The sequence below is a fragment of the Sphaerimonospora sp. CA-214678 genome (genome assembly GCF_050942215.1).
In the GTDB taxonomy this organism is placed as follows: Bacteria; Actinomycetota; Actinomycetes; order Streptosporangiales; family Streptosporangiaceae; genus Sphaerimonospora.
On record NZ_CP192056.1, the window covers coordinates 4,253,805 to 4,271,980 of the forward strand.

Below are 18,176 nucleotides of genomic sequence, written 5' to 3' on the forward strand. Positions count from 1 at the left end.
CCACCGCGGACCGGTTCGCGCTATCCCGCCATGGGGAGGGACGACTGACCCGGAACGCCGAGGATCGACTCGACCTCGCCGACGAACCTGTCGGCCTCGACGATGATCTCCTCGGCGTCGGTCGGGGTGATCGCCCGGACCATGCCGGCCTCGGCCGCCGCGCGCTTGGTGGCGCTGACCGCGAAGTACGCCGCCCAGTCGGCGAGTCGCGGCTCCGCCTCCGGCAGCAGTTCCCAGGCGCTGCGCAGCCGCCGCCTCCGCCCGTCGGTCGGCCGCGCCCGCGCCGCGAGGATTCCGGCGGCCGCGCGCAGGGCCGCGAGATGTGCCGAGACGTACCTGCTCGCGGGTGTGGGCGCGGCGTTCGCGTCGGCCAGGCACGCCCTGGCGTCCGCCAGGTGCGCCAGGACCGTCTGCGAGACCCGCGGCCCGTTCCGTTCAGTCATGCCCGCCTCCTCGAGTCGTGGCACCACCCGGCGGTCTTCGCCGGTGACATCACGGTCGCAGATCGCACCGACAAAAATTCCGCCTGCGGGTGGCCGGACGAGGAGCTTCCCCTCTCCCCCTCCGGCCTGGCGACCGTTTCGAAGAGTCATGTCCCGTCGCGCGGGGCGCCGGCTGGATCCCCGCCCGCGGTGGACGCGCTTCGAAACGCTCCCCGGGTCGTGTCCGGCGGCCGCCGGAGCGGTGGCAGCCGTCAGACACCCCTACGTCCCACATACCATCGAACATAGATTCGACCGCATGCACTGTCAAGGGTTGTCAGCGGACACGGTTTCGGCGTGACGTACCGGCGGACGGCGCGATCAGCGGCGGAACCTCCCCCGCACGTGAACGGGGACGCCGGTGCCCAGCAGGCCCGGCAGGATCTCGGCCACCGGCATCGGCAGCCGCACGCAACCGTGCGAGGCCGGATGCAGCGGCACCGAGAGCGCGCCGTGCAGGGCGATGCCGCCGTTGAAGAAGATCGGGTTGTACAGCCGGCCCAGGTAGGACCGGTGCCAGCCGCTCACCCGCCAGGTCGTCCTGTAGTCGCCGGTCGGCGTGGTCGCGCTGCCGCTGAACCTCTGCCGCCTGCCGTTCCACGTCGCGTACTCGACGTAGGGGATCCCGCTTCCGCTGGAGACGTGACTGATCACCTTCGGCTCGCCGGCCCGGTAGAGCACCATGATCTGCTGGGTGAGGTTCACCTCGACGCGGTTCTGCCTGCCCTTGGGGACCAGCGCCCTGGGCGCCTTCGGGTTCTCCAGCGCCACCCAGGTCCGGCTCGCCACCGTGCTCGTCGGTTTGATCCCCTGCACCTTCTGGAACGCCCAGACGGCCATCATCGTGTCCTGGCCGTACCTGCCGTCGATCTTGCCGGGAACGTACCCGAGCTCGGTCAGCCGGGTCTGCAACGCCGTGACCTCGGCGCCCTTGGCCCCGGGCCGGAGGGTCTTGCGCGGCGCCGGCTTCCGCTGCACCGCCTGCCGCTGTGCCGTCTGCTCGTGCGATGCCTGCCGCGATGCCGACTGGTGCGATGCCGACTGGTGCGATGCCGGCGCGGTCCGCGCCTGCGCGGGAACGGCCAGGCCGCCCGTCGCGAGCGTCACGGCTCCAGCCGTGATCAGTGCGGCGGCGGCGAACCTCCGCCGTGGACCCCCCATGGTCAACCCAGCCTCTCAATATCCTCAAGTAAGGACCAAAGCTACCTATAGCGTACGAGCCGGGCGCCGATCTGTTTAGAGTGGCCGGGTGTCAGAAATGTTGCATCCGAACGCCGCCCGTGTGGCGGACGCCCTCCGCTCCCACGGGGTGGCGGGCAAGGTGAAGGTCCTCGACGAGGCGGCGCCCACCGCGGCCATCGCCGCATCCCAGCTCGGCTGCGAGATCGGGGCGATCGCCAACAGCCTCGTCTTCGACGCCGACGGATCTCCGCTGCTCGTGCTCACCAGCGGCGCCCATCGCGTGGACACCGCGCTGGTCGCCGGGCTGGTCGGAGCCCGGAAGGTGCGGCGAGCCACCCCCGAGTTCGTCCGCGAGCACACCGGACAGCCGATCGGCGGCGTCGCCCCGGTCGGACATCCCGCCCCGATCCGGACGCTGGTGGACAACTGGCTGAGCAAGCACGAGGTGGTGTGGGCCGCGGGAGGTCACCCGCACACGGTCTTCCCCACGACCTTCGACGAGCTGGTCAGGATCACCGGCGGCACCCCCGCCGAGGTCGGCCTCACCTAGCCGGCCTCACCTAGCCGGCGGCGCCCGCCGCCGGTCTTCGCGCCGTCGTCCGCGCACCCCGCCGATCGGGGCACTAGTCTCCGATGTGTGATCCGACTGCGGCGCATCGGGCCGGCCCAGTTCACGAACGTGCTGGAGACGGTGCTGGGCATCTACACGGCGGCCATGCACCCGCCGTCAGACCAACTGACCGGGCGCATGGCCATCATGCGCAACCACGCCGCCTATCCGGACTTCGTGTGCCTGCTCGCCGAGGTACCGGAGGAGCGGCGGGTCGTGGGGTTCGCCTACGGCTTCCACGGTGCGGAAGGGCAGTGGTGGCACGACGTGGTCCGCCGCGGCCTGCACGACCACGCCGGTCCCGAGGCCTGCGAAGACTGGCTCGGCGACGCCTTGGAGCTCGCGGAGATCCACGTCCATCCCGATCACCAGGGCAGGGGCATCGGCCGCCGCCTGATCCACACCATCTGCGCGGACCGACCGGAGCGCACCGCCGTACTGTCCACCCACGACGCCCCCACGGCGGCCCGCCGCCTCTACCGGGACATCGGCTTCGTCGACCTCATCACACGGTTCGAGTTTCCCGGCGGTTATGAGAACTACGTCATCGCCGGGGCGCGGCTGCCGCTGTCGGCGGAGGCGTCGACCGGGTGAAGCGCCCGGAACACCTCGCGGGTCGCGCTCGACTGGTTGAAGGTGATGAAGTGGATGCCGGGAGCCCCCTCGTCGAGCAGCCTCCGGCACAGTTCCACGGCGTGCTCGATGCCGAGGCGGCGTACGGCGGCGGGGTCGTCGGCGACGGCCGCGAACCTGGCCGCGACCTCGGGCGGGAACGGCGCGCCCGACAGCTGCTCGGAGCGGGCGATCGTGCTGATCCGGGTGACCGGCATGATCCCGGGAATTATCGGCGTTTCACAGCCGCGGGCCGCCACCCGGTCGCGCAGCCGGAAGTAGTCGTCGGCGCGGAAGAACATCTGGGTGATGGCGTAGTCCGCACCCGCCCGGCATTTCTGGACGAAATAGCTGGTGTCGGACTCAATGGTCGCCGACCTGGGGTGCTTGTACGGGAACGCCGCCACACCGACGCAGAAGTCGCCCGCCTGGCGGATGAGTCGGACCAGGTCCTCCGCGTACCCGACCCCCTCCGGATGCCTCACCCACTCGTCCAGCGGGTCACGGCCGGGCGGATCGCCCCGGAGCGCCAGCATGTTCCGCACGCCGGCGTCGGCGAACCTGCCGATCAGGTGACGCAGCTCGCGGACCGAGTGGTTCACGGCGGTGAAATGCGCCACAGGCGTGAGCGTGGTCTCGTGGGCGAGGCGCTCGACGATGCTCACCGTGCGGTCGCGGTTGCCGCCGCCTGCGCCGTACGTCACGGACACGAACGTCGGCCGCAGCGCCTCCAGTTCCCGGATGGCCCGCCATAGCTGGCGCTCGCCCTCGTCCGTCTTGGGGGGGAAGAACTCGAAGGAGAACGACCGCTCCCCCGCCGCGAGCAGGTCACGGACCGTGGGGACACGATCGGGGAGTCGCGAGGGCAGACCAAGAGCCATATTACAAGGGTACAGGGATGGGCCGTTGGATCAACGCCGGTTAGGCTCGTGAGCATGAGCCTAACCGCAGCACCGCTCGACCACGTCAGGCCCGGGGTGGACCGTTCGATCCGGGAGTTCCTGGACCGGCAGCGTCCGCTGTTCGACGACCCGCAGCTGGCCGTCCTGCTGTCCACCGCCGAGGACTTCCTCTCCGGGGGCAAACGACTGCGCCCCGCTTTCTGCTATTGGGGCTGGCGTGCGGCGGGTGGGGGCGAGGACCCGGGGTTGCTCATGGCGGCCGCCTCGCTGGAGCTGCTGCAGGCCAGCGCGCTCATCCATGACGACGTGATGGACGCGAGCGATGTGCGCAGGGGGATGCCGTCGGCGCATCGCCGGTTCGAACGCGTGCACGCCGACTCCGGCTGGTACGGCTCGGCCGAGCAGTTCGGCGAGGGTGTGGCGGTCCTCCTTGGCAACCTGCTGCTCGTGTGGTCGGGTGAGATGTGGCGGACCAGCGGCCTGCCCGCCGACGCGCTGGCCGTCGCCCAGCCGGTGCACGATCACATGCTGACCGAGCTCATGTGCGGGCAGTATCTCGATCTGCTGGAGCAGGCCCAGGGTGAGAGCACCTTCGACGGCGCGCTGCGGGTCGCCCTGTACAAGAGCGGGAAATACACGGTCGAGCAGCCGCTGCGGCTGGGGCTGGTGCTGGCCGCGCGGAGCCGGCCGGCCTGGATCGACCGGTTCTGTGAGCAGTACGGCAGGCAGATCGGCATCGCCTTCCAGCTCCGCGACGACATCCTCGGCGTCTTCGGCGACCCCACCGAGACCGGCAAACCCGCCGGGGACGACCTGCGCGAGGGCAAGCGGACCATGCTCATCGCCCGGGCCCTCGCCGAGGCGTCGGACGCTCAGGCCGAGGCCGTACGCAGCCTCCTCGGCGCCCCGGACCTCGACGAGGCGGGTGTCGAGCGGCTCAGGTCGGTCATCGAGGACACCGGTGCCCTCGCCGCCTGCGAAGGCATGATCAAGAGCTATCTCGACGAGGCGCTGCACACACTGGACCAGGCCCCGATCGACGAGACGGCTCGTACGGCACTGGCCGCCTTGGCGGTCGCCGCCACGGCCCGGCGCACTTGAGCACGCCGGGCCGGGCGGGACCGTCAGATCTCGGCCCTGTCCAGTCTGGCGCTGAACTCCGCGGCCGCCGCCCCGGGGTCGTCGGCCTCGGTGATCGCCCGGACCACCACGACGCGGCGGGCGCCGCAGGCCACGACCTCGTCGAGATTGCCCAGGTCGATGCCGCCGATGCCGAACCACGGCCGTGCCGTCCCGAGACCGGCGGCGTGCGCGAGCAACTCCGGGCCGGGGGCCGGCCGCCCCGGTTTGGTGGGCGTCGGCCAGACCGGACCGCAGCAGAAGTAGTCCACCCCCGGCTCGGCCGCCGCCGCCGAGGCCTCCGCGGCTGAGTGCGTGGACCTGCCGATCAGCACCTCCGGTCCGAGGATGTCCCGGGCGACCGGCACCGGGAGGTCGCCCTGGCCGAGATGGAGGATGTCCGGCCGGGCGGCGTACGCGACGTCCGCCCGGTCGTTCACCGCGAGTAGTGCGCCGTGCCTGTCGCAGGCGTCCCTGAAGACCTCGAGAAGCCCGAGCTCCTCGCCCGCCTCCAGGCCCTTCTCCCTGAGCTGGACGATGTCGACGCCGCCGGCGAGGACCGCGTCGAGGAACTCCGCCAGGTCGCCGCGGTCTCGCCTGCCGTCGGTACAGAGATAGAGCCTGGCCCGCGCGAGCCGCTCCCTGATGTCAGTCAACGTCAGAACCCGAGCGCCTGGGCCCTGCGCTTGACCTCGGTGTGCCGGCCCGCCCTTATCGCGTCGATCGGCGACCCGGGGAGCGAGTCGTCCGGGGTGAACAGCCAGCGGATCGACTCGACCGAGTCGTACCCGGCGTCGGCCAGAACGGTCAGCGTTCCGGGAAGCCCCTTCAGCACGTCGCCGCCGGCGATGAACGCCGCCGGCACCTGTGGTTCGCCGCCGCCCCTGCGGACGCCGACGAGCTTCTTGTCCTTGAGAAGTTGCTTGGTGCGGCCGATCGTGAGCCCCAGGCTCTGCGCGGCCTCTGAGAGGGGAAGCCATTCCCCCACGAGCTGGTCGGTTTCCGGGTCGATCTGTGCAACAGTAAGTGTCACGAAACCACCATTACCACAGGTAGGGGGCCGCGAAACACCTCTATTGGTTCAGGATGCAGTCGCGGAGCGCCACGGCCGGATCGGCCAGCTTGACCGGATCGACCTTCCGGCCGCCCTCGACGATGCGGCGGCCCTGGACCACGTCGCGCGGCCGGTCCACGGTGAGGAGGGCCGTCAGCCTGTCTTCCCTGGTCAGCCAGCACACCGTCCATTTCGCGTCGGTGCGGGGGTCGCCGCGCCACAGCAGCCGTACGGCCGGGCCGTGCTGCGGGTGCCCGGCGAACTGGACCATCCTGCCGAACTGCTCTGACCAGAAGTACGGCACGGGGTCATAGACGGCGTCCTCCCCCAGCAGCGTGGCCGCCGCGGTGTCCGGGGCGCTCAGGGCGGTGTCCCAGTGCTCGACCCGCAGCCGCCGCCGGAGCCTGCGCGACCACCAGTTCGCGCAGTCGCCGACCGCGACCACGCCGGGCAGCGTCGTCTTCAGGTGCTCGTCGACCAGCACGCCGTTGTCCAGCTCGACGCCCGATCCCTTCAGCCACGCGACAGCGGGGCGCACTCCGACACCGGTCACCACCACGTCGGCCCTGACCCGGGCGCCCGACATGAGCGTGACGCCGCCGGAGTCGACCGTGCCGACCATCGCGCCGAGCCGCAGCTCCACGCCCGCCTCGGCGTACCAGGGGATGGTGTGACCGCCGACTTCGGAGCCGAGTGCGGCGGCGAGCGGCGTCTCGCCGGCCTCGATCACGGTCACCGCGCAGCCGGCCCTGGCCGCCGCCGTCGCCACCTCGGCGCCGATCCAGCCCGCCCCGATCACCGCTACCCGCGCCCCGGCGACCAGCCGCTCACGCAGCGCGATCGCGTCGTCGATGGTGCGCAGCACGTGCTGGCGGCCCTCGCCGCGCAGCCGGATCGGCGCGGCGCCGGTGGCGATGACGAGACCGTCGTAGTCCACCTCGCCCTCGGTCGTCTCCACCACGCCGGCGCGCAGGCCCTTCGCCGCCACGCCCAGGCACAGCCGTACGTCCAGGGCGTCGAGATCGGAGTCGACGACGGTCGAGTCGGTCTCGCCGAGCAGCACCGCCTTCGACAGCGGCGGTCTGTCATAGGGGCGGTGCCGTTCCTGGCCGATCAACGTGATCCGCCCGGCGTACCCCTGGGCGCGCAGCGCCTCGATGCTCCGTACGCCGGCGAGACCGGCCCCCACAACCACGACGTGATCCACATCTTGACCATAGATTGTCAACCCCGGCGCACGCCAATCCCGATCTGGTAACGAGTTGGGCAACTGCTAGGGTTGGGGACGCAAGAGGACGTAAGACGCGCGGGAGCCCGGCGGTCCGGGCTGAGAGGAGAGCGGAAGGCTCTCGACCGCCAGAGAACCTGATCCGGATAATGCCGGCGAAGGGAGCGGATGGTGCCGATCCTGGAAGTCACACCGGAGGCGACGTCGACCGCGGATGTGATCGTGGTGGGCGGCGGCGTGGAGGGCCTGTCGATCGCCTGGCGTGCGGCCCGGCGGGGGATGTCCGTCGCGGTCGTCGATCCGGACCCCGGCAGCGGCGCCACGCACGCCGCGGCCGGGATGCTCGCCCCGGTGAGCGAGGTCACCTACACCGAGGAGCCGCAGCTGCGGCTCGGCCTCGCCTCACTGGCGCTGTGGCCGTCGTTCCGCGACGAACTGGAGGACGACAGCGGCGTCGCACTCGACTACCGCTCCGACGGCACGCTGAAGATCGCCTACGGCGCCGACGACATGGCCGTCCTGGACGAGCTCGCGGCCTTCGAGCGGACGCTCGGCCTGCGGGTGGAGCGGCTGACCGGACGCGAATGCCGGAAGCTGGAGCCGATGCTCGCGCCGTCGATCCGCGGCGGCATGCTGGCCGGCGACGACGCCTGGGTGAACCCCCGTCGGGTGGCGCGGGCCCTGCTCGCCGCGCTGGACAGGCACGGCGGCACGCTCATCGCCGACCGGGCCGCCGAGCTCACCCCGCGGGGGGTGCGGCTGGCCTCCGGCGCCGTGGTCACCGCGCCGCGCGTCGTCGTCGCGGCCGGGTCGTGGTCTCCGCTGCTGCTGCCCGGGCTGCCCGTACGGCCGGTCAAGGGCCAGATCCTGCGGCTGCGCGGCCCCGTGGGCTTCCTCACCAGGTGCGTACGCGGGCTGGTGCACGGGACGTCCGCCTACCTGGTCCCGCGCGGCGACGGTGAGATCACGGTCGGCGCGACCGTTGAGGAGATGGGCTTCGACGGCCGGGTGACGGCCGGCGGGGTGTACGAGCTGCTGCGCGACGCCCGTGAGCTGGTTCCGGGGCTGACCGAGCTGGAGCTGGCCGAGACCACCGTGGGCTTCCGCCCGGGCACCCCCGACAACCTCCCGCTCATCGGGCCCGTCGACGCGACCGGGCCCGGCGGTGAGAGCCTGGAGGCCGACGTGCTCGCGGCGACCGGACACCACCGCAACGGCATCCTGCTCACTCCGATCACGGCGGCGGCCGCCGCCGCTTTTCTGACCGGCGAGGCGACGCCGGAGATCGTGAAGTTCTGCGATCCGGGGAGGTTCTCCAATTGAAGGTCATCGTCAACGGGGTCGAGACCTCGCTGGACGACGAGGCGACCGTGATCGTCGCCGTACGCACCCTGACCGCGGCGGCGGCGGGCATCGCGGTGGCGCTGAACGGCGAGGTGGTGAGCCGCGGCGCCTGGTCGACGACGCGGCTGTCCCCGGGTGACCGGGTCGAGGTGCTGACAGCGGTGCAGGGAGGATGACCACGGTGAGCGAGGACGTCTTCGTCCTGGGCGGGGAGAAGTTCACTTCCAGGCTGATCATGGGGACGGGCGGCGCGCCCTCCCTCGAGGTGCTCGACCAGGCGCTGGAGGCGTCCGGAACCGAGCTGACCACGGTGGCGATGCGCCGGCTCGACCCCGCGGCCCGGGGCTCGGTGCTCGACGTGCTGCGGGCCCGCGGCGTGAAGCCGCTGCCGAACACGGCGGGCTGCTACACCGCGGGGGAGGCCGTGCTGACCGCCCGGCTCGGCCGCGAGGCCCTGCAGACCGACTGGGTGAAGCTTGAGGTCATCGCCGACGAGCGGACGCTGCTGCCCGACCCGATCGAGACGTTCGACGCGGCCGAGCAACTGGTCGCCGACGGGTTCACGGTGCTTCCGTACATCGGCGACGACCCGGCGCTGGCGCGGCGGCTGGAGCAGGCCGGCTGCGCCGCCGTGATGCCGCTCGGCGCGCCGATCGGCTCGGGGCTGGGCATCAGGAACCCGCACAACATCGAGTTGATCGTGGAGGCGGCCGGCGTCCCGGTGATCCTCGACGCGGGCATCGGCACGGCCAGCGACGCCGCGCTGGCGATGGAACTGGGCTGCGACGCCGTACTGCTGGCCAGCGCGGTGACCCGGGCCCAGCGGCCCGACCTGATGGCGACCGCGATGCGATCGGCCGTCACGGCGGGACGGCTGGCGCACCTCGCCGGGCGGATCCCCCGGCGGCGCTACGCCGAGGCCTCCTCCCCCGGATGGTGACGGCGGGCCGGTGATAGGTCTCGGTTTGGGATTACCGCGCCTTGCGAGTGGCAAAACACCCCTAAACTCAGGCGGGTGGACACGACGCTAACCGACCCGCTCATCGGGCAGCTGCTCGACGGGCGCTACCGCGTCGAGTCCCGGATCGCCCGGGGCGGCATGGCCTCCGTCTACCTGGCCCTGGACGTCCGGCTCGAGCGCACGGTGGCCGTCAAGGTGATGCACCGCTCGCTCGCCGAGGACCCCCAGTTCGTCAGGCGCTTCATCGGCGAGGCCAAGTCGGTGGCCGGGCTGTCGCACCCCAACATCGTGCAGGTCTTCGACCAGGGCACCGACGGGGCGCACGTCTACCTGTCGATGGAGTACGTCCCCGGCCGGACGCTCCGCGACGTCCTGCACGAGCGCGAACGGCTGCCGGCCCGTGAGTCGCTGGAGATGGTCATCCCGGTGCTGGCCGCGCTCGGCTCGGCCCACCAGGCGGGGCTCATCCACCGCGACGTCAAACCGGAGAACGTGCTGCTGGCCGACGACGGCCGGGTGAAGGTCGTCGACTTCGGCCTGGCCCGCGCCATCGAGGCGACCAACCAGACCAAGACCGGCATGATGATCGGCACCATCGGGTACATGTCGCCCGAGCAGGTGACCACCGGCCAGGCCGACGCGCGCAGCGACGTGTACGCCGCGGGCATCCTGCTGTTCGAGCTGCTCACCGGGCGGCAGCCGTACGAGGGCGAGTCGCCGATGTCGATCGCCTACCGGCACGTCCACGACCACGTCCCCGCGCCGTCGTCGATCGCGCCGGACGTGCCGCCGTCGCTCGACGCGCTCGTCGCGGCGGCCACCGACAGGGACCCGGCCCGGCGCCCGGCGGACGCCAACGCCATGCTGATCGCCGCCGTGGAGACGCACCGGGGGATTCCCCGTACGGGTCACACCGCCCAGCACAGGACTCACCACACGGGCGGGCACCCCGCTTCTCCCACCGGTTCGCCCTCCGGCCCGTTCGGCTCGCCCGGCTCGCAGCCGGGGGTGTTCCAGGCGCCTCCCCCGCTCGTCTACGTCAAGGACGGAGCCGAGGACGACCCGGCCGGGCAGACCATGATCCAGCCGCTGTCGGAGCTGCCGACGGAGAAGAGCCGGTCGGCCGGGGCCTCCGCCAGGACCAGGCGCCGGTCCCCGCGGCCCATCTGGTTCATCGCCGGCCTGGCCCTCGTGATGGTCGCCGGGATCGCGTTCAGCGGCTGGTGGTTCTCCCAGAGCCGCGTGGTGAAGGTGCCCGACCTGGTCGGTCAGAACATCGTGCTGGCCAGGCAGGCCGCGCTGAACGCCGGCTTCGAGGTGAAGGTCGGGCAGGCCAGGTTCGACGACAAGATGGAGAAGGACAACGTCCTCGACACCGAGCCGGGCCCGGGCGCCGAGGTCGACAAGGGGTCGGTGCTGACGCTGATCCCCTCGGCCGGTCCCGAGACGGTCCCGGTGCCCGACGTCGCCAACCTGAGCGAGGCCGAGGCCCGGACGAAGATCTCCGACGCGGGCCTGAAGGTAGGGCGGGTGAGCAAGAACCAGAGCGACACGGTGCCACGCGGGCAGGTCATCGGCACCAACCCGGCCGCCGGCAAACGGGTCAAGAAGGGCGGCGGCGTCAACCTGGTGATCAGCCTCGGCCTGCTCATGCCGGACGTCAGCCAGATGATGCGCGACCAGGCCGAGAAGTTCCTGCGCGACAAGGGCTTCAACGTCCAGGTGGACGAGACCGACAACAGCGCCCCGCACGGCACGGTGATCGCTCAGGACCCGGTCGGCGGCACACCGGTCATGGCCGGGGACAGCGTCCGGCTGACGGTCTCCAGGGGACCGGACGAGGGCTGGCACTGGCCCTGGGAGAACAACGACTCCGAGGCGCCCCCCGACTTCGTCGTGGTGCCCGATGTCCGGTTTCGGGCGTTGAAGGACGCCCAGCGCGAGCTGCGGGCCGCCGGTTTCAAGGTCAAGACCCGCAAGCTCGTCGGCACCCGCCGCGTCATCGAGGAGAATCCCCGCGGCCGGCAGCCCATGGGCGCCACCATCACCGTCTGGCACTGACCGTCTGATCGCCGGGCTCGGAGCCGCGTCCGGGATCGGCCTTCCATCCCTGTGACGGCTCTTGTTCCGGTCACGTGCCCGCCGCCGGGGTCCACCGTACGGGTGGCCGGAACGGCGACGGCCGGCCCCCTGATCCCCCGAGCGGATCGCGGCGGGAAGAGTTGACGAGTCCAAACCAGCCGTGTCACACTGAAGGCGGCAGCGAGGTTGACACTACTGGTACGAGTGGTCATTCGTTTATAATTCGCGCTATGCTGCTGTCTCGCACTACCTTCTGACAGCCCGGATCCCTCCGGGCCGTTTGGTATGCGCGCAGTTCGATTCCGTCCGCACCTTCCGGAAGGACATCCGTTGGCAGCCTCGCGCAACGCCTCCGCCGTATTCGCTTCCAATCGCGTCTCCTTCGCACGCATCAAGGAGCCCCTCGAGGTTCCCGATCTTCTCGCTCTGCAGACCGAGTCGTTCGACTGGCTGATCGGCAACGAGAAATGGAAGGCCCGGGTCGAGGCGGCTCGCCAGGCCGGGCGCAAGGACGTTCCCCTCCAATCAGGGCTCGAAGAGATCTTCGAGGAGATCAGTCCCATCGAGGACTTCTCCGGGAACATGTCCCTGTCGTTCCGCGACCACCGGTTCGAGCCGCCCAAGTACTCCATCGAGGAGTGCAAGGACAAGGACATGACCTACTCCGCCCCGCTCTTCGTCACGGCGGAGTTCATCAACAACGAGACCGGTGAGATCAAGAGCCAGACGGTGTTCATGGGCGACTTCCCGCTCATGACCTCCAAGGGCACGTTCATCATCAACGGCACCGAGCGTGTCGTGACCTCGCAACTCGTCCGGTCCTCCGGCGTCTACTTCGACCGCACGGTCGACAAGACCTCCGACAAGGACCTGTTCGGCTGCCGGATCATCCCCACCCGAGGCGCCTGGCTGGAATTCGAGATCGACAAGCGTGACAGCGTCGGTGTGCGCGTCGACCGCAAGCGTAAGCAGCCGGTGACGGTGCTGCTCAAGGCGCTCGGCTGGACGAACGACCGGATTCTGGAGCGTTTCGGTCAGTACGAGTCGATGCGCGCCACGCTGGAGAAGGACCATACGTCCGGCGAAGAGGACGCGCTGCTGGACATCTACCGCAAGCTGCGTCCGGGTGAGCCGCCGACCAAGGAGTCGGCGCAGACCCTGCTGCAGAACCTGTACTTCAACCCCAAGCGTTACGACCTGGCGAAGGTCGGCCGCTACAAGGTCAACAAGAAGCTGGGACTGGACACCGACATCACGGTCGGCACCCTCACAGAAGAGGACATCGTCGCCACGGTCGAGTACCTCGTACGGTTGCACGCCGGCGAGGAGACGATGCCGGGTGTCGACGGCCGTGAGGTCGTCGTCGAGACCGACGACATCGACCACTTCGGCAACCGGCGTCTGCGCAGCGTGGGCGAGCTCATCCAGAACCAGGTCCGGCTGGGCCTGGCCCGGATGGAGCGGGTCGTGCGCGAGCGCATGACCACCCAGGACGTCGAGGCGATAACGCCGCAGACGCTGATCAACGTCCGCCCGGTCACCGCGTCGATCAGAGAGTTCTTCGGCACGTCGCAGCTGTCGCAGTTCCTGGACCAGACCAACCCGCTGGCCGGCCTGACGCACAAGCGGCGGCTGAACGCGCTGGGCCCGGGTGGTCTGTCCCGTGAGCGCGCCGGCTTCGAGGTCCGCGACGTGCACCCGTCGCACTACGGCCGGATGTGCCCGATCGAGACGCCGGAAGGCCCGAACATCGGCCTGATCGGTTCACTGGCCACCTTCGCCCGGCTCAACTCCTTCGGTTTCGTCGAGACGCCGTACCGCCGGGTCGTCGACGGCAAGGTCAGCGACCGGATCGACTACCTCACAGCCGACGAAGAAGATCGCTTCGTCATGGCGCAGGCCAACACGCCGCTCAACCCGGATGGGAGCTTCGCGGGGTCGCGGGTGCTGGCCCGGCGTAAGGGCGGGGAGTTCGAGGCGGTGCATCCGTCCGAGGTGGACTACATGGACGTCTCGCCGCGGCAGATGGTGTCGGTGGCGACCGCGATGATCCCGTTCCTGGAGCATGACGACGCCAACCGCGCGCTGATGGGCTCCAACATGCAGCGCCAGTCGGTGCCGCTGCTGAAGAGCCAGGCCCCGCTGGTCGGGACCGGGATGGAGTACCGCGCCGCGACCGATGCCGGGGACGTCATCACCGCGGAGAAGGCGGGCGTGGTGGAGGAGGTCTCGGCCGACTACATCACGGTCATGAACGACGACGGCACGCGGACCACCTACCGGGTCGCCAAGTTCAAGCGGTCCAACCAGGGCACGTGTTTCAACCAGAAGCCGATCGTGGCCGAGGGGGACCGGGTCGAGGCCGGGCAGGTCGTCGCCGACGGGCCGTGCACCGACAACGGTGAGATGGCGCTGGGCAAGAACCTGCTGGTGGCGTTCATGCCGTGGGAGGGCCACAACTACGAGGACGCGATCATCCTGTCGCAGCGTCTGGTGCAAGACGATGTGCTGTCCTCGATCCACATCGAGGAGCACGAGGTCGACGCGCGCGACACCAAGCTGGGTCCGGAGGAGATCACCCGCGACATTCCCAACGTGTCGGAGGAGGTCCTGTCGGATCTGGATGAGCGTGGCATCATCCGGATCGGTGCGGAGGTGGTGACGGGGGACATCCTGGTCGGCAAGGTCACTCCGAAGGGGGAGACGGAGCTGACGCCGGAGGAGCGGCTGCTGCGGGCGATCTTCGGGGAGAAGGCGCGTGAGGTGCGTGACACGTCGCTGAAGGTGCCGCATGGGGAGTCGGGCAAGGTCATCGGGGTGCGGGTGTTCTCCCGTGAGGAGGGGGACGAGCTGCCTCCGGGGGTGAATGAGCTGGTCCGTGTCTATGTGGCGCAGAAGCGGAAGATCACCGATGGGGACAAGCTCGCGGGCCGGCACGGGAACAAGGGTGTGATCTCGAAGATTCTGCCGGTGGAGGACATGCCGTTCCTGGAGGACGGTACGCCGGTGGACATCATTTTGAATCCGCTGGGGGTGCCCGGGCGGATGAACGTGGGTCAGGTGCTGGAGACGCATCTGGGCTGGATCGCTTCGCAGGGGTGGGATGTCAGCGGGGTGGAGGAGGCCTGGGCCGAGCGGTTGCGGGAGAAGGGGATCGCGCGGGTCGAGCCGGACACGAATGTGGCCACGCCGGTGTTCGATGGTGCCGAGGAGCATGAGATCGTCGGTCTGCTGCGGCATACGCTGGTGGATCGGGACGGGGATCGTCTGGTCGGGGACCATGGGAAGGCGCGGTTGTTCGATGGGCGGTCGGGTGAGCCGTTCCCGCATCCGATCTCGGTGGGGTACATCTACATTCTGAAGCTGCTGCATCTGGTCGATGACAAGATTCATGCGCGGTCGACGGGTCCGTACTCGATGATCACTCAGCAGCCGCTGGGGGGGAAGGCGCAGTTCGGTGGTCAGCGGTTCGGTGAGATGGAGGTGTGGGCTCTTGAGGCCTATGGTGCGGCGTATGCGTTGCAGGAGCTGCTGACGATCAAGTCGGATGATGTCGTGGGCCGGGTGAAGGTCTATGAGGCGATCGTCAAGGGCGAGAACATTCCCGAGGCGGGTATTCCCGAGTCCTTCAAGGTCCTTATCAAGGAGATGCAGTCGTTGTGTCTCAACGTCGAGGTCCTGTCCAGCGACGGTATGTCGATCGAGATGAGGGACACCGACGAGGACGTCTTCCGCGCTGCCGAGGAACTCGGTATCGACCTGTCCCGGCGTGAGCCGAGCAGCGTCGAAGAGGTCTGACGACCCCAACGCGCGATCGACGGGTGCCGGCTCGCGCCGGAGGAACATGGCCTCCGGCGCGGGCCGGCACGCGTGGTGAAGCCTGATCGGCCTGGCTCCCGAGGCTGAGCCGGGGCGATCTGACCTCCTGCGAGGTCCCCCACGTGCTCCAGACGTCACCGGTGATCCGGCCGGGCCGATGCCCCACATGCCGCCGGCGACCGCCACCACGATCTGACAACGCGGTATCAGCCATCCCATCCGAAACGCCGGTGCGTCCTCCCAGCGGGCCCGGAAGGGGACAGCCGTCCCTCGGGGTCCCGCCGAAGCCATCGTGAGTGGACAGGTTTTCAATCCCGTTGTCGGGTGGTTGACGGACGTCTGCATGGCGCACATGATCGGGGCATGCGATACGCCCAAGGCGGCGGGTTCACCCCCCAGGAACAGCAGCGACGACAACGGGTACGGCTGCAGGCAGCCGAGATGTTCGCCCGAAACGAGAAGAATGCCCAAATCGCTCGCATCCTGCGGGTGACGGAGCGGTCGGTGGAACGCTGGCGGCGCGCCTGGAGGGAAGGCGGCGAAGGGGCTCTGGTGTCCAAAGGCCCACCCGCGCGACCCAAGCTGACTCCCGCCCAGTTCGCCCAACTGGAGGTCGAGCTGGAGCGCGGACCGCTGGCACACGGGTTCGCCGACCAGCGCTGGACGTTGACACGGATCAAGATACTGATCGAACGGATATTCCTCATCAGCTACACCGTGCCGGGGGTGTGGACCCTGTTGCAGCGCAACGGCTGGTCATGCCAACGTCCCGTGCAACAGGCGATCAAGCGGGACGAGGCCGCGATCGAGGTGTGGAAGAAGGAGACGTGGCCGCAGGCGGGCAGGCGACAGCGACGGGAGAGGCTGGATGAACATCGACGTCCTGAGCTGCCGTAGATCCAACGAAGCCTTCGGCCGATCGACTACCGCCCGCACCACCTGGTGAGACCGCATGGCCGGTCGAAAATCTTTTTCCGGACGGGTGCCGGGATCCGGCTCTCACCACGCGTGCCCAGCTCAGCGCTTCAATCCTGCCAGGTCATGACGATCTGAACGTTCACCTGGCGCCAGGGGTGAGGTCGTGCGTCGCCGAGCACGTTGGCCGGCGCACATCTTTCGACCCCGCCTGATCCCCTGACCGAAACCTCGCCGAGGGGTGCCCCCAGTCAGTACCGAACGCCACATCCCAGGCGATCGATCGCGCCGCCGACCTTCACGGATTCCCACGCCGTAAAGCGTGGATCACAGGAGATCGAGCGTACCCCGCCTTCCGCGCCAAGGCCCTGCCGGAACAACCCGAGCGTACCCGACAACACTAATTAATTCCAGATGAAAGCTTGACGTAATTTCGGCTGGATGCAATGCTTCGTCCCACAAGCCCCTAATACGCCCCACAAGCCCCAAATACATGGAACCCGACGAACACGGGACCGCTCCACAGTTCGGTCTCGTTGGGATGAAGGCTGCCTTAATAGCAGCAGGCGCGGTACTTCATGGAGGAAACATGGCCGGCGGAAACACCAACTTCACCAAGTCCGGCGTTTCACGCTTTCCTAATCGCGATCTCGGAGTCCCGAGGTTCAGCTGCGAAGTCGGCGTCCCGCTCGCCGATCAAAAAGAAATCGGCCACAACCGTTGGCACCCAGACATTCCCCCGTTGTTCGAATGCGATCCCGGCGACGAGGTGATCCTGGAGAGCCCTGGTTACGACGACTACCAGCTCCAAGATCAAGACGATGACGAGGATATCCACACCATCGACCTCACGCGCACCCACCCTATCACAGGCCCGGTACGCGTACGAGGCGCCGAACCCGGCGACCTGCTCGTGGTGGAGCTGATGGATATCCAGCCGCTGAGCGGCATCGGGTACTCGAATGTGCTCCCCGGCATGGGTGGGCCGCTCGCGGACCGGTTCCCTCAGGGCTTCAAGACGGTATGGGACCTGCATGGGATCTATGCGACGTCCCGGCAGGTCCCCGGCGTACGCATTCCCGCGATCAGCCACCCCGGTGTCATCGGCGTCGCCCCCTCGCATGAACTGCTGGAGCAGTGGAACCGCCGTGAGGATCCGCTGATCGCCGGCGGCCAGGCAGGGCCGCGCGCCGACGCCACCGAGACGGCCGTACTGCGAACCCTGGAGGGGGAGGAGTGGCGGCGGGTCGCGGCCACCGCCGCCCGCACCATCCCGCCGCGCGAGAACGGCGGGAACATGGACATCAAAAACCTCTCCCGCGGCTCCAAGATCTACTTCCCCGTCTTCGTGGAGGGCGCGCTGCTCTCCTGCGGTGACCTGCACTTCGCCGAGGGCGACGGTGAGATCACCTGGAACGCCATCGAAATGGACGGCGCCGCGTGGCTGAAGTTCGACCTGATCAAGGGCGGCGCGACGAAGTACGGCATCCGTAATCCGGCTTTCCGCCCCTCCCCCGTCGACCCGAACTTCGGTGACCGGTACATCAGCTTCGTCGGCTACAGCGCCCGCGCGAACGAACAGCGCTACCTCGACACAACGATGGCGGCGGTCGACGCGGTCGAACAGGGTATCGACTACCTCACCAAGTTCGGCTACACACCCGAGCAGGCTTACACGATCATCAGCGTCGCACCCTGCGAGATGCACGTCGGGGGAATCGTCGACATCCCCAATGCGGCAGTGACCCTGAGCATCCCACTCGACATCTTCGATCAGGACATCCTGCCCCGCTCCGGTGAATAAGACCGGTGCAGTACGAAATTCACCGGACGGCGCTTCACAAGAGATAACCGACGCTCGAGATA

The 18,176-nt window shown here is 69.1% G+C and carries 16 protein-coding genes and 1 riboswitch; of the genes, 10 read left to right on the forward strand and 6 right to left on the reverse strand.

Annotated features, from left to right (window positions below):
- Positions 1 to 20 precede the first annotated feature (20 nt).
- Together ACQP1K_RS19095 and ACQP1K_RS19100 are read right to left on the reverse strand one after the other, a co-directional pair.
- Positions 21 to 443 carry an SAV_6107 family HEPN domain-containing protein gene (locus ACQP1K_RS19095; protein WP_433497064.1) on the reverse strand — a complete coding sequence of 141 codons (423 nt, stop codon included), beginning with the start codon at positions 441 to 443 and terminating at the stop codon, positions 21 to 23.
- A 360-nt stretch (positions 444 to 803) separates the two neighbouring features.
- A complete protein-coding gene (locus ACQP1K_RS19100; protein ID WP_433497065.1) occupies positions 804 to 1,643 on the reverse strand; it encodes a L,D-transpeptidase family protein in 840 nt (279 codons plus the stop codon).
- A gap of 97 nt (positions 1,644 to 1,740) precedes the next feature.
- On the opposite strand from ACQP1K_RS19100, the gene ACQP1K_RS19105 reads away from it, so the two are divergent.
- Positions 1,741 to 2,214, forward strand: a complete 474-nt coding sequence (locus tag ACQP1K_RS19105) for a YbaK/EbsC family protein (protein WP_433501587.1) — start codon at positions 1,741 to 1,743, stop codon at positions 2,212 to 2,214.
- 87 nt (positions 2,215 to 2,301) lie between these two features.
- Positions 2,302 to 2,868, forward strand: coding sequence for a GNAT family N-acetyltransferase (locus tag ACQP1K_RS19110; protein ID WP_433497066.1), 567 nt, complete (start codon positions 2,302 to 2,304; stop codon positions 2,866 to 2,868).
- Here ACQP1K_RS19110 and metF read toward each other — a convergent pair.
- On the reverse strand, positions 2,814 to 3,767 hold the full coding sequence (metF, locus tag ACQP1K_RS19115) for a methylenetetrahydrofolate reductase [NAD(P)H] (RefSeq protein ID WP_433497067.1): 954 nt from the start codon (positions 3,765 to 3,767) through the stop codon (positions 2,814 to 2,816). The two genes, ACQP1K_RS19110 and metF, sit on opposite strands and share 55 nt — an antisense overlap.
- A 54-nt stretch (positions 3,768 to 3,821) precedes the next feature.
- Between metF and ACQP1K_RS19120 the strand changes: the two genes are divergently transcribed.
- Positions 3,822 to 4,889 carry a polyprenyl synthetase family protein gene (locus ACQP1K_RS19120; protein ID WP_433497068.1) on the forward strand — a complete coding sequence of 356 codons (1,068 nt, stop codon included), beginning with the start codon at positions 3,822 to 3,824 and terminating at the stop codon, positions 4,887 to 4,889.
- A 23-nt stretch (positions 4,890 to 4,912) separates the two neighbouring features.
- Here ACQP1K_RS19120 and thiE read toward each other — a convergent pair whose 3' ends face one another.
- The 3 genes from thiE to ACQP1K_RS19135 are packed head-to-tail and all read right to left on the reverse strand — an operon-like array spanning position 4,913 to position 7,168.
- Entirely contained in the window at positions 4,913 to 5,554 is a 642-nt protein-coding gene (gene thiE, locus ACQP1K_RS19125) for a thiamine phosphate synthase (protein ID WP_433501588.1), read from the reverse strand.
- Positions 5,555 to 5,565: 11 nt separating this feature from the next.
- Entirely contained in the window at positions 5,566 to 5,940 is a 375-nt protein-coding gene (locus tag ACQP1K_RS19130) for an Rv2175c family DNA-binding protein (RefSeq protein ID WP_433497069.1), read from the reverse strand.
- A gap of 40 nt (positions 5,941 to 5,980) precedes the next feature.
- A complete protein-coding gene (locus tag ACQP1K_RS19135) occupies positions 5,981 to 7,168 on the reverse strand; it encodes an NAD(P)/FAD-dependent oxidoreductase (RefSeq protein WP_433497070.1) in 1,188 nt (395 codons plus the stop codon).
- Between the two features lie 89 nt (positions 7,169 to 7,257).
- Positions 7,258 to 7,370, forward strand: a riboswitch (TPP riboswitch).
- Between ACQP1K_RS19135 and thiO the strand changes: the two genes are divergently transcribed.
- The 7 genes from thiO to ACQP1K_RS19170 all read left to right on the forward strand — a co-directional run bounded on the left by thiO (position 7,358) and on the right by ACQP1K_RS19170 (position 18,114).
- On the forward strand, positions 7,358 to 8,512 hold the full coding sequence (gene thiO / locus ACQP1K_RS19140) for a glycine oxidase ThiO (protein ID WP_433497071.1): 1,155 nt from the start codon (positions 7,358 to 7,360) through the stop codon (positions 8,510 to 8,512). It overlaps the preceding riboswitch by 13 nt.
- Positions 8,509 to 8,709, forward strand: a complete 201-nt coding sequence (thiS, locus tag ACQP1K_RS19145) for a sulfur carrier protein ThiS (protein ID WP_433497072.1) — start codon at positions 8,509 to 8,511, stop codon at positions 8,707 to 8,709. The genes thiO and thiS overlap by 4 nt, the downstream gene beginning before the upstream one ends.
- Positions 8,706 to 9,473: a thiazole synthase gene (locus ACQP1K_RS19150; protein WP_433497073.1), complete on the forward strand. Its 768-nt coding sequence runs from the start codon at positions 8,706 to 8,708 to the stop codon at positions 9,471 to 9,473. The genes thiS and ACQP1K_RS19150 overlap by 4 nt, the downstream gene beginning before the upstream one ends.
- 75 nt (positions 9,474 to 9,548) lie before the next feature.
- Positions 9,549 to 11,555 (forward strand): Stk1 family PASTA domain-containing Ser/Thr kinase, encoded by a 2,007-nt coding sequence (pknB, locus tag ACQP1K_RS19155; protein ID WP_433497074.1) that lies wholly within the window; start codon positions 9,549 to 9,551, stop codon positions 11,553 to 11,555.
- A 351-nt stretch (positions 11,556 to 11,906) separates the two neighbouring features.
- A complete protein-coding gene (rpoB, locus tag ACQP1K_RS19160; protein ID WP_433497075.1) occupies positions 11,907 to 15,374 on the forward strand; it encodes a DNA-directed RNA polymerase subunit beta in 3,468 nt (1,155 codons plus the stop codon).
- A gap of 384 nt (positions 15,375 to 15,758) precedes the next feature.
- Positions 15,759 to 16,292 (forward strand): winged helix-turn-helix domain-containing protein, encoded by a 534-nt coding sequence (locus ACQP1K_RS19165; RefSeq protein ID WP_433497076.1) that lies wholly within the window; start codon positions 15,759 to 15,761, stop codon positions 16,290 to 16,292.
- Positions 16,293 to 16,803: 511 nt separating this feature from the next.
- Complete coding sequence (locus tag ACQP1K_RS19170) at positions 16,804 to 18,114, forward strand: acetamidase/formamidase family protein (RefSeq protein WP_433497077.1); 1,311 nt, start codon at positions 16,804 to 16,806, stop codon at positions 18,112 to 18,114.
- Positions 18,115 to 18,176: the final 62 nt, after the last annotated feature.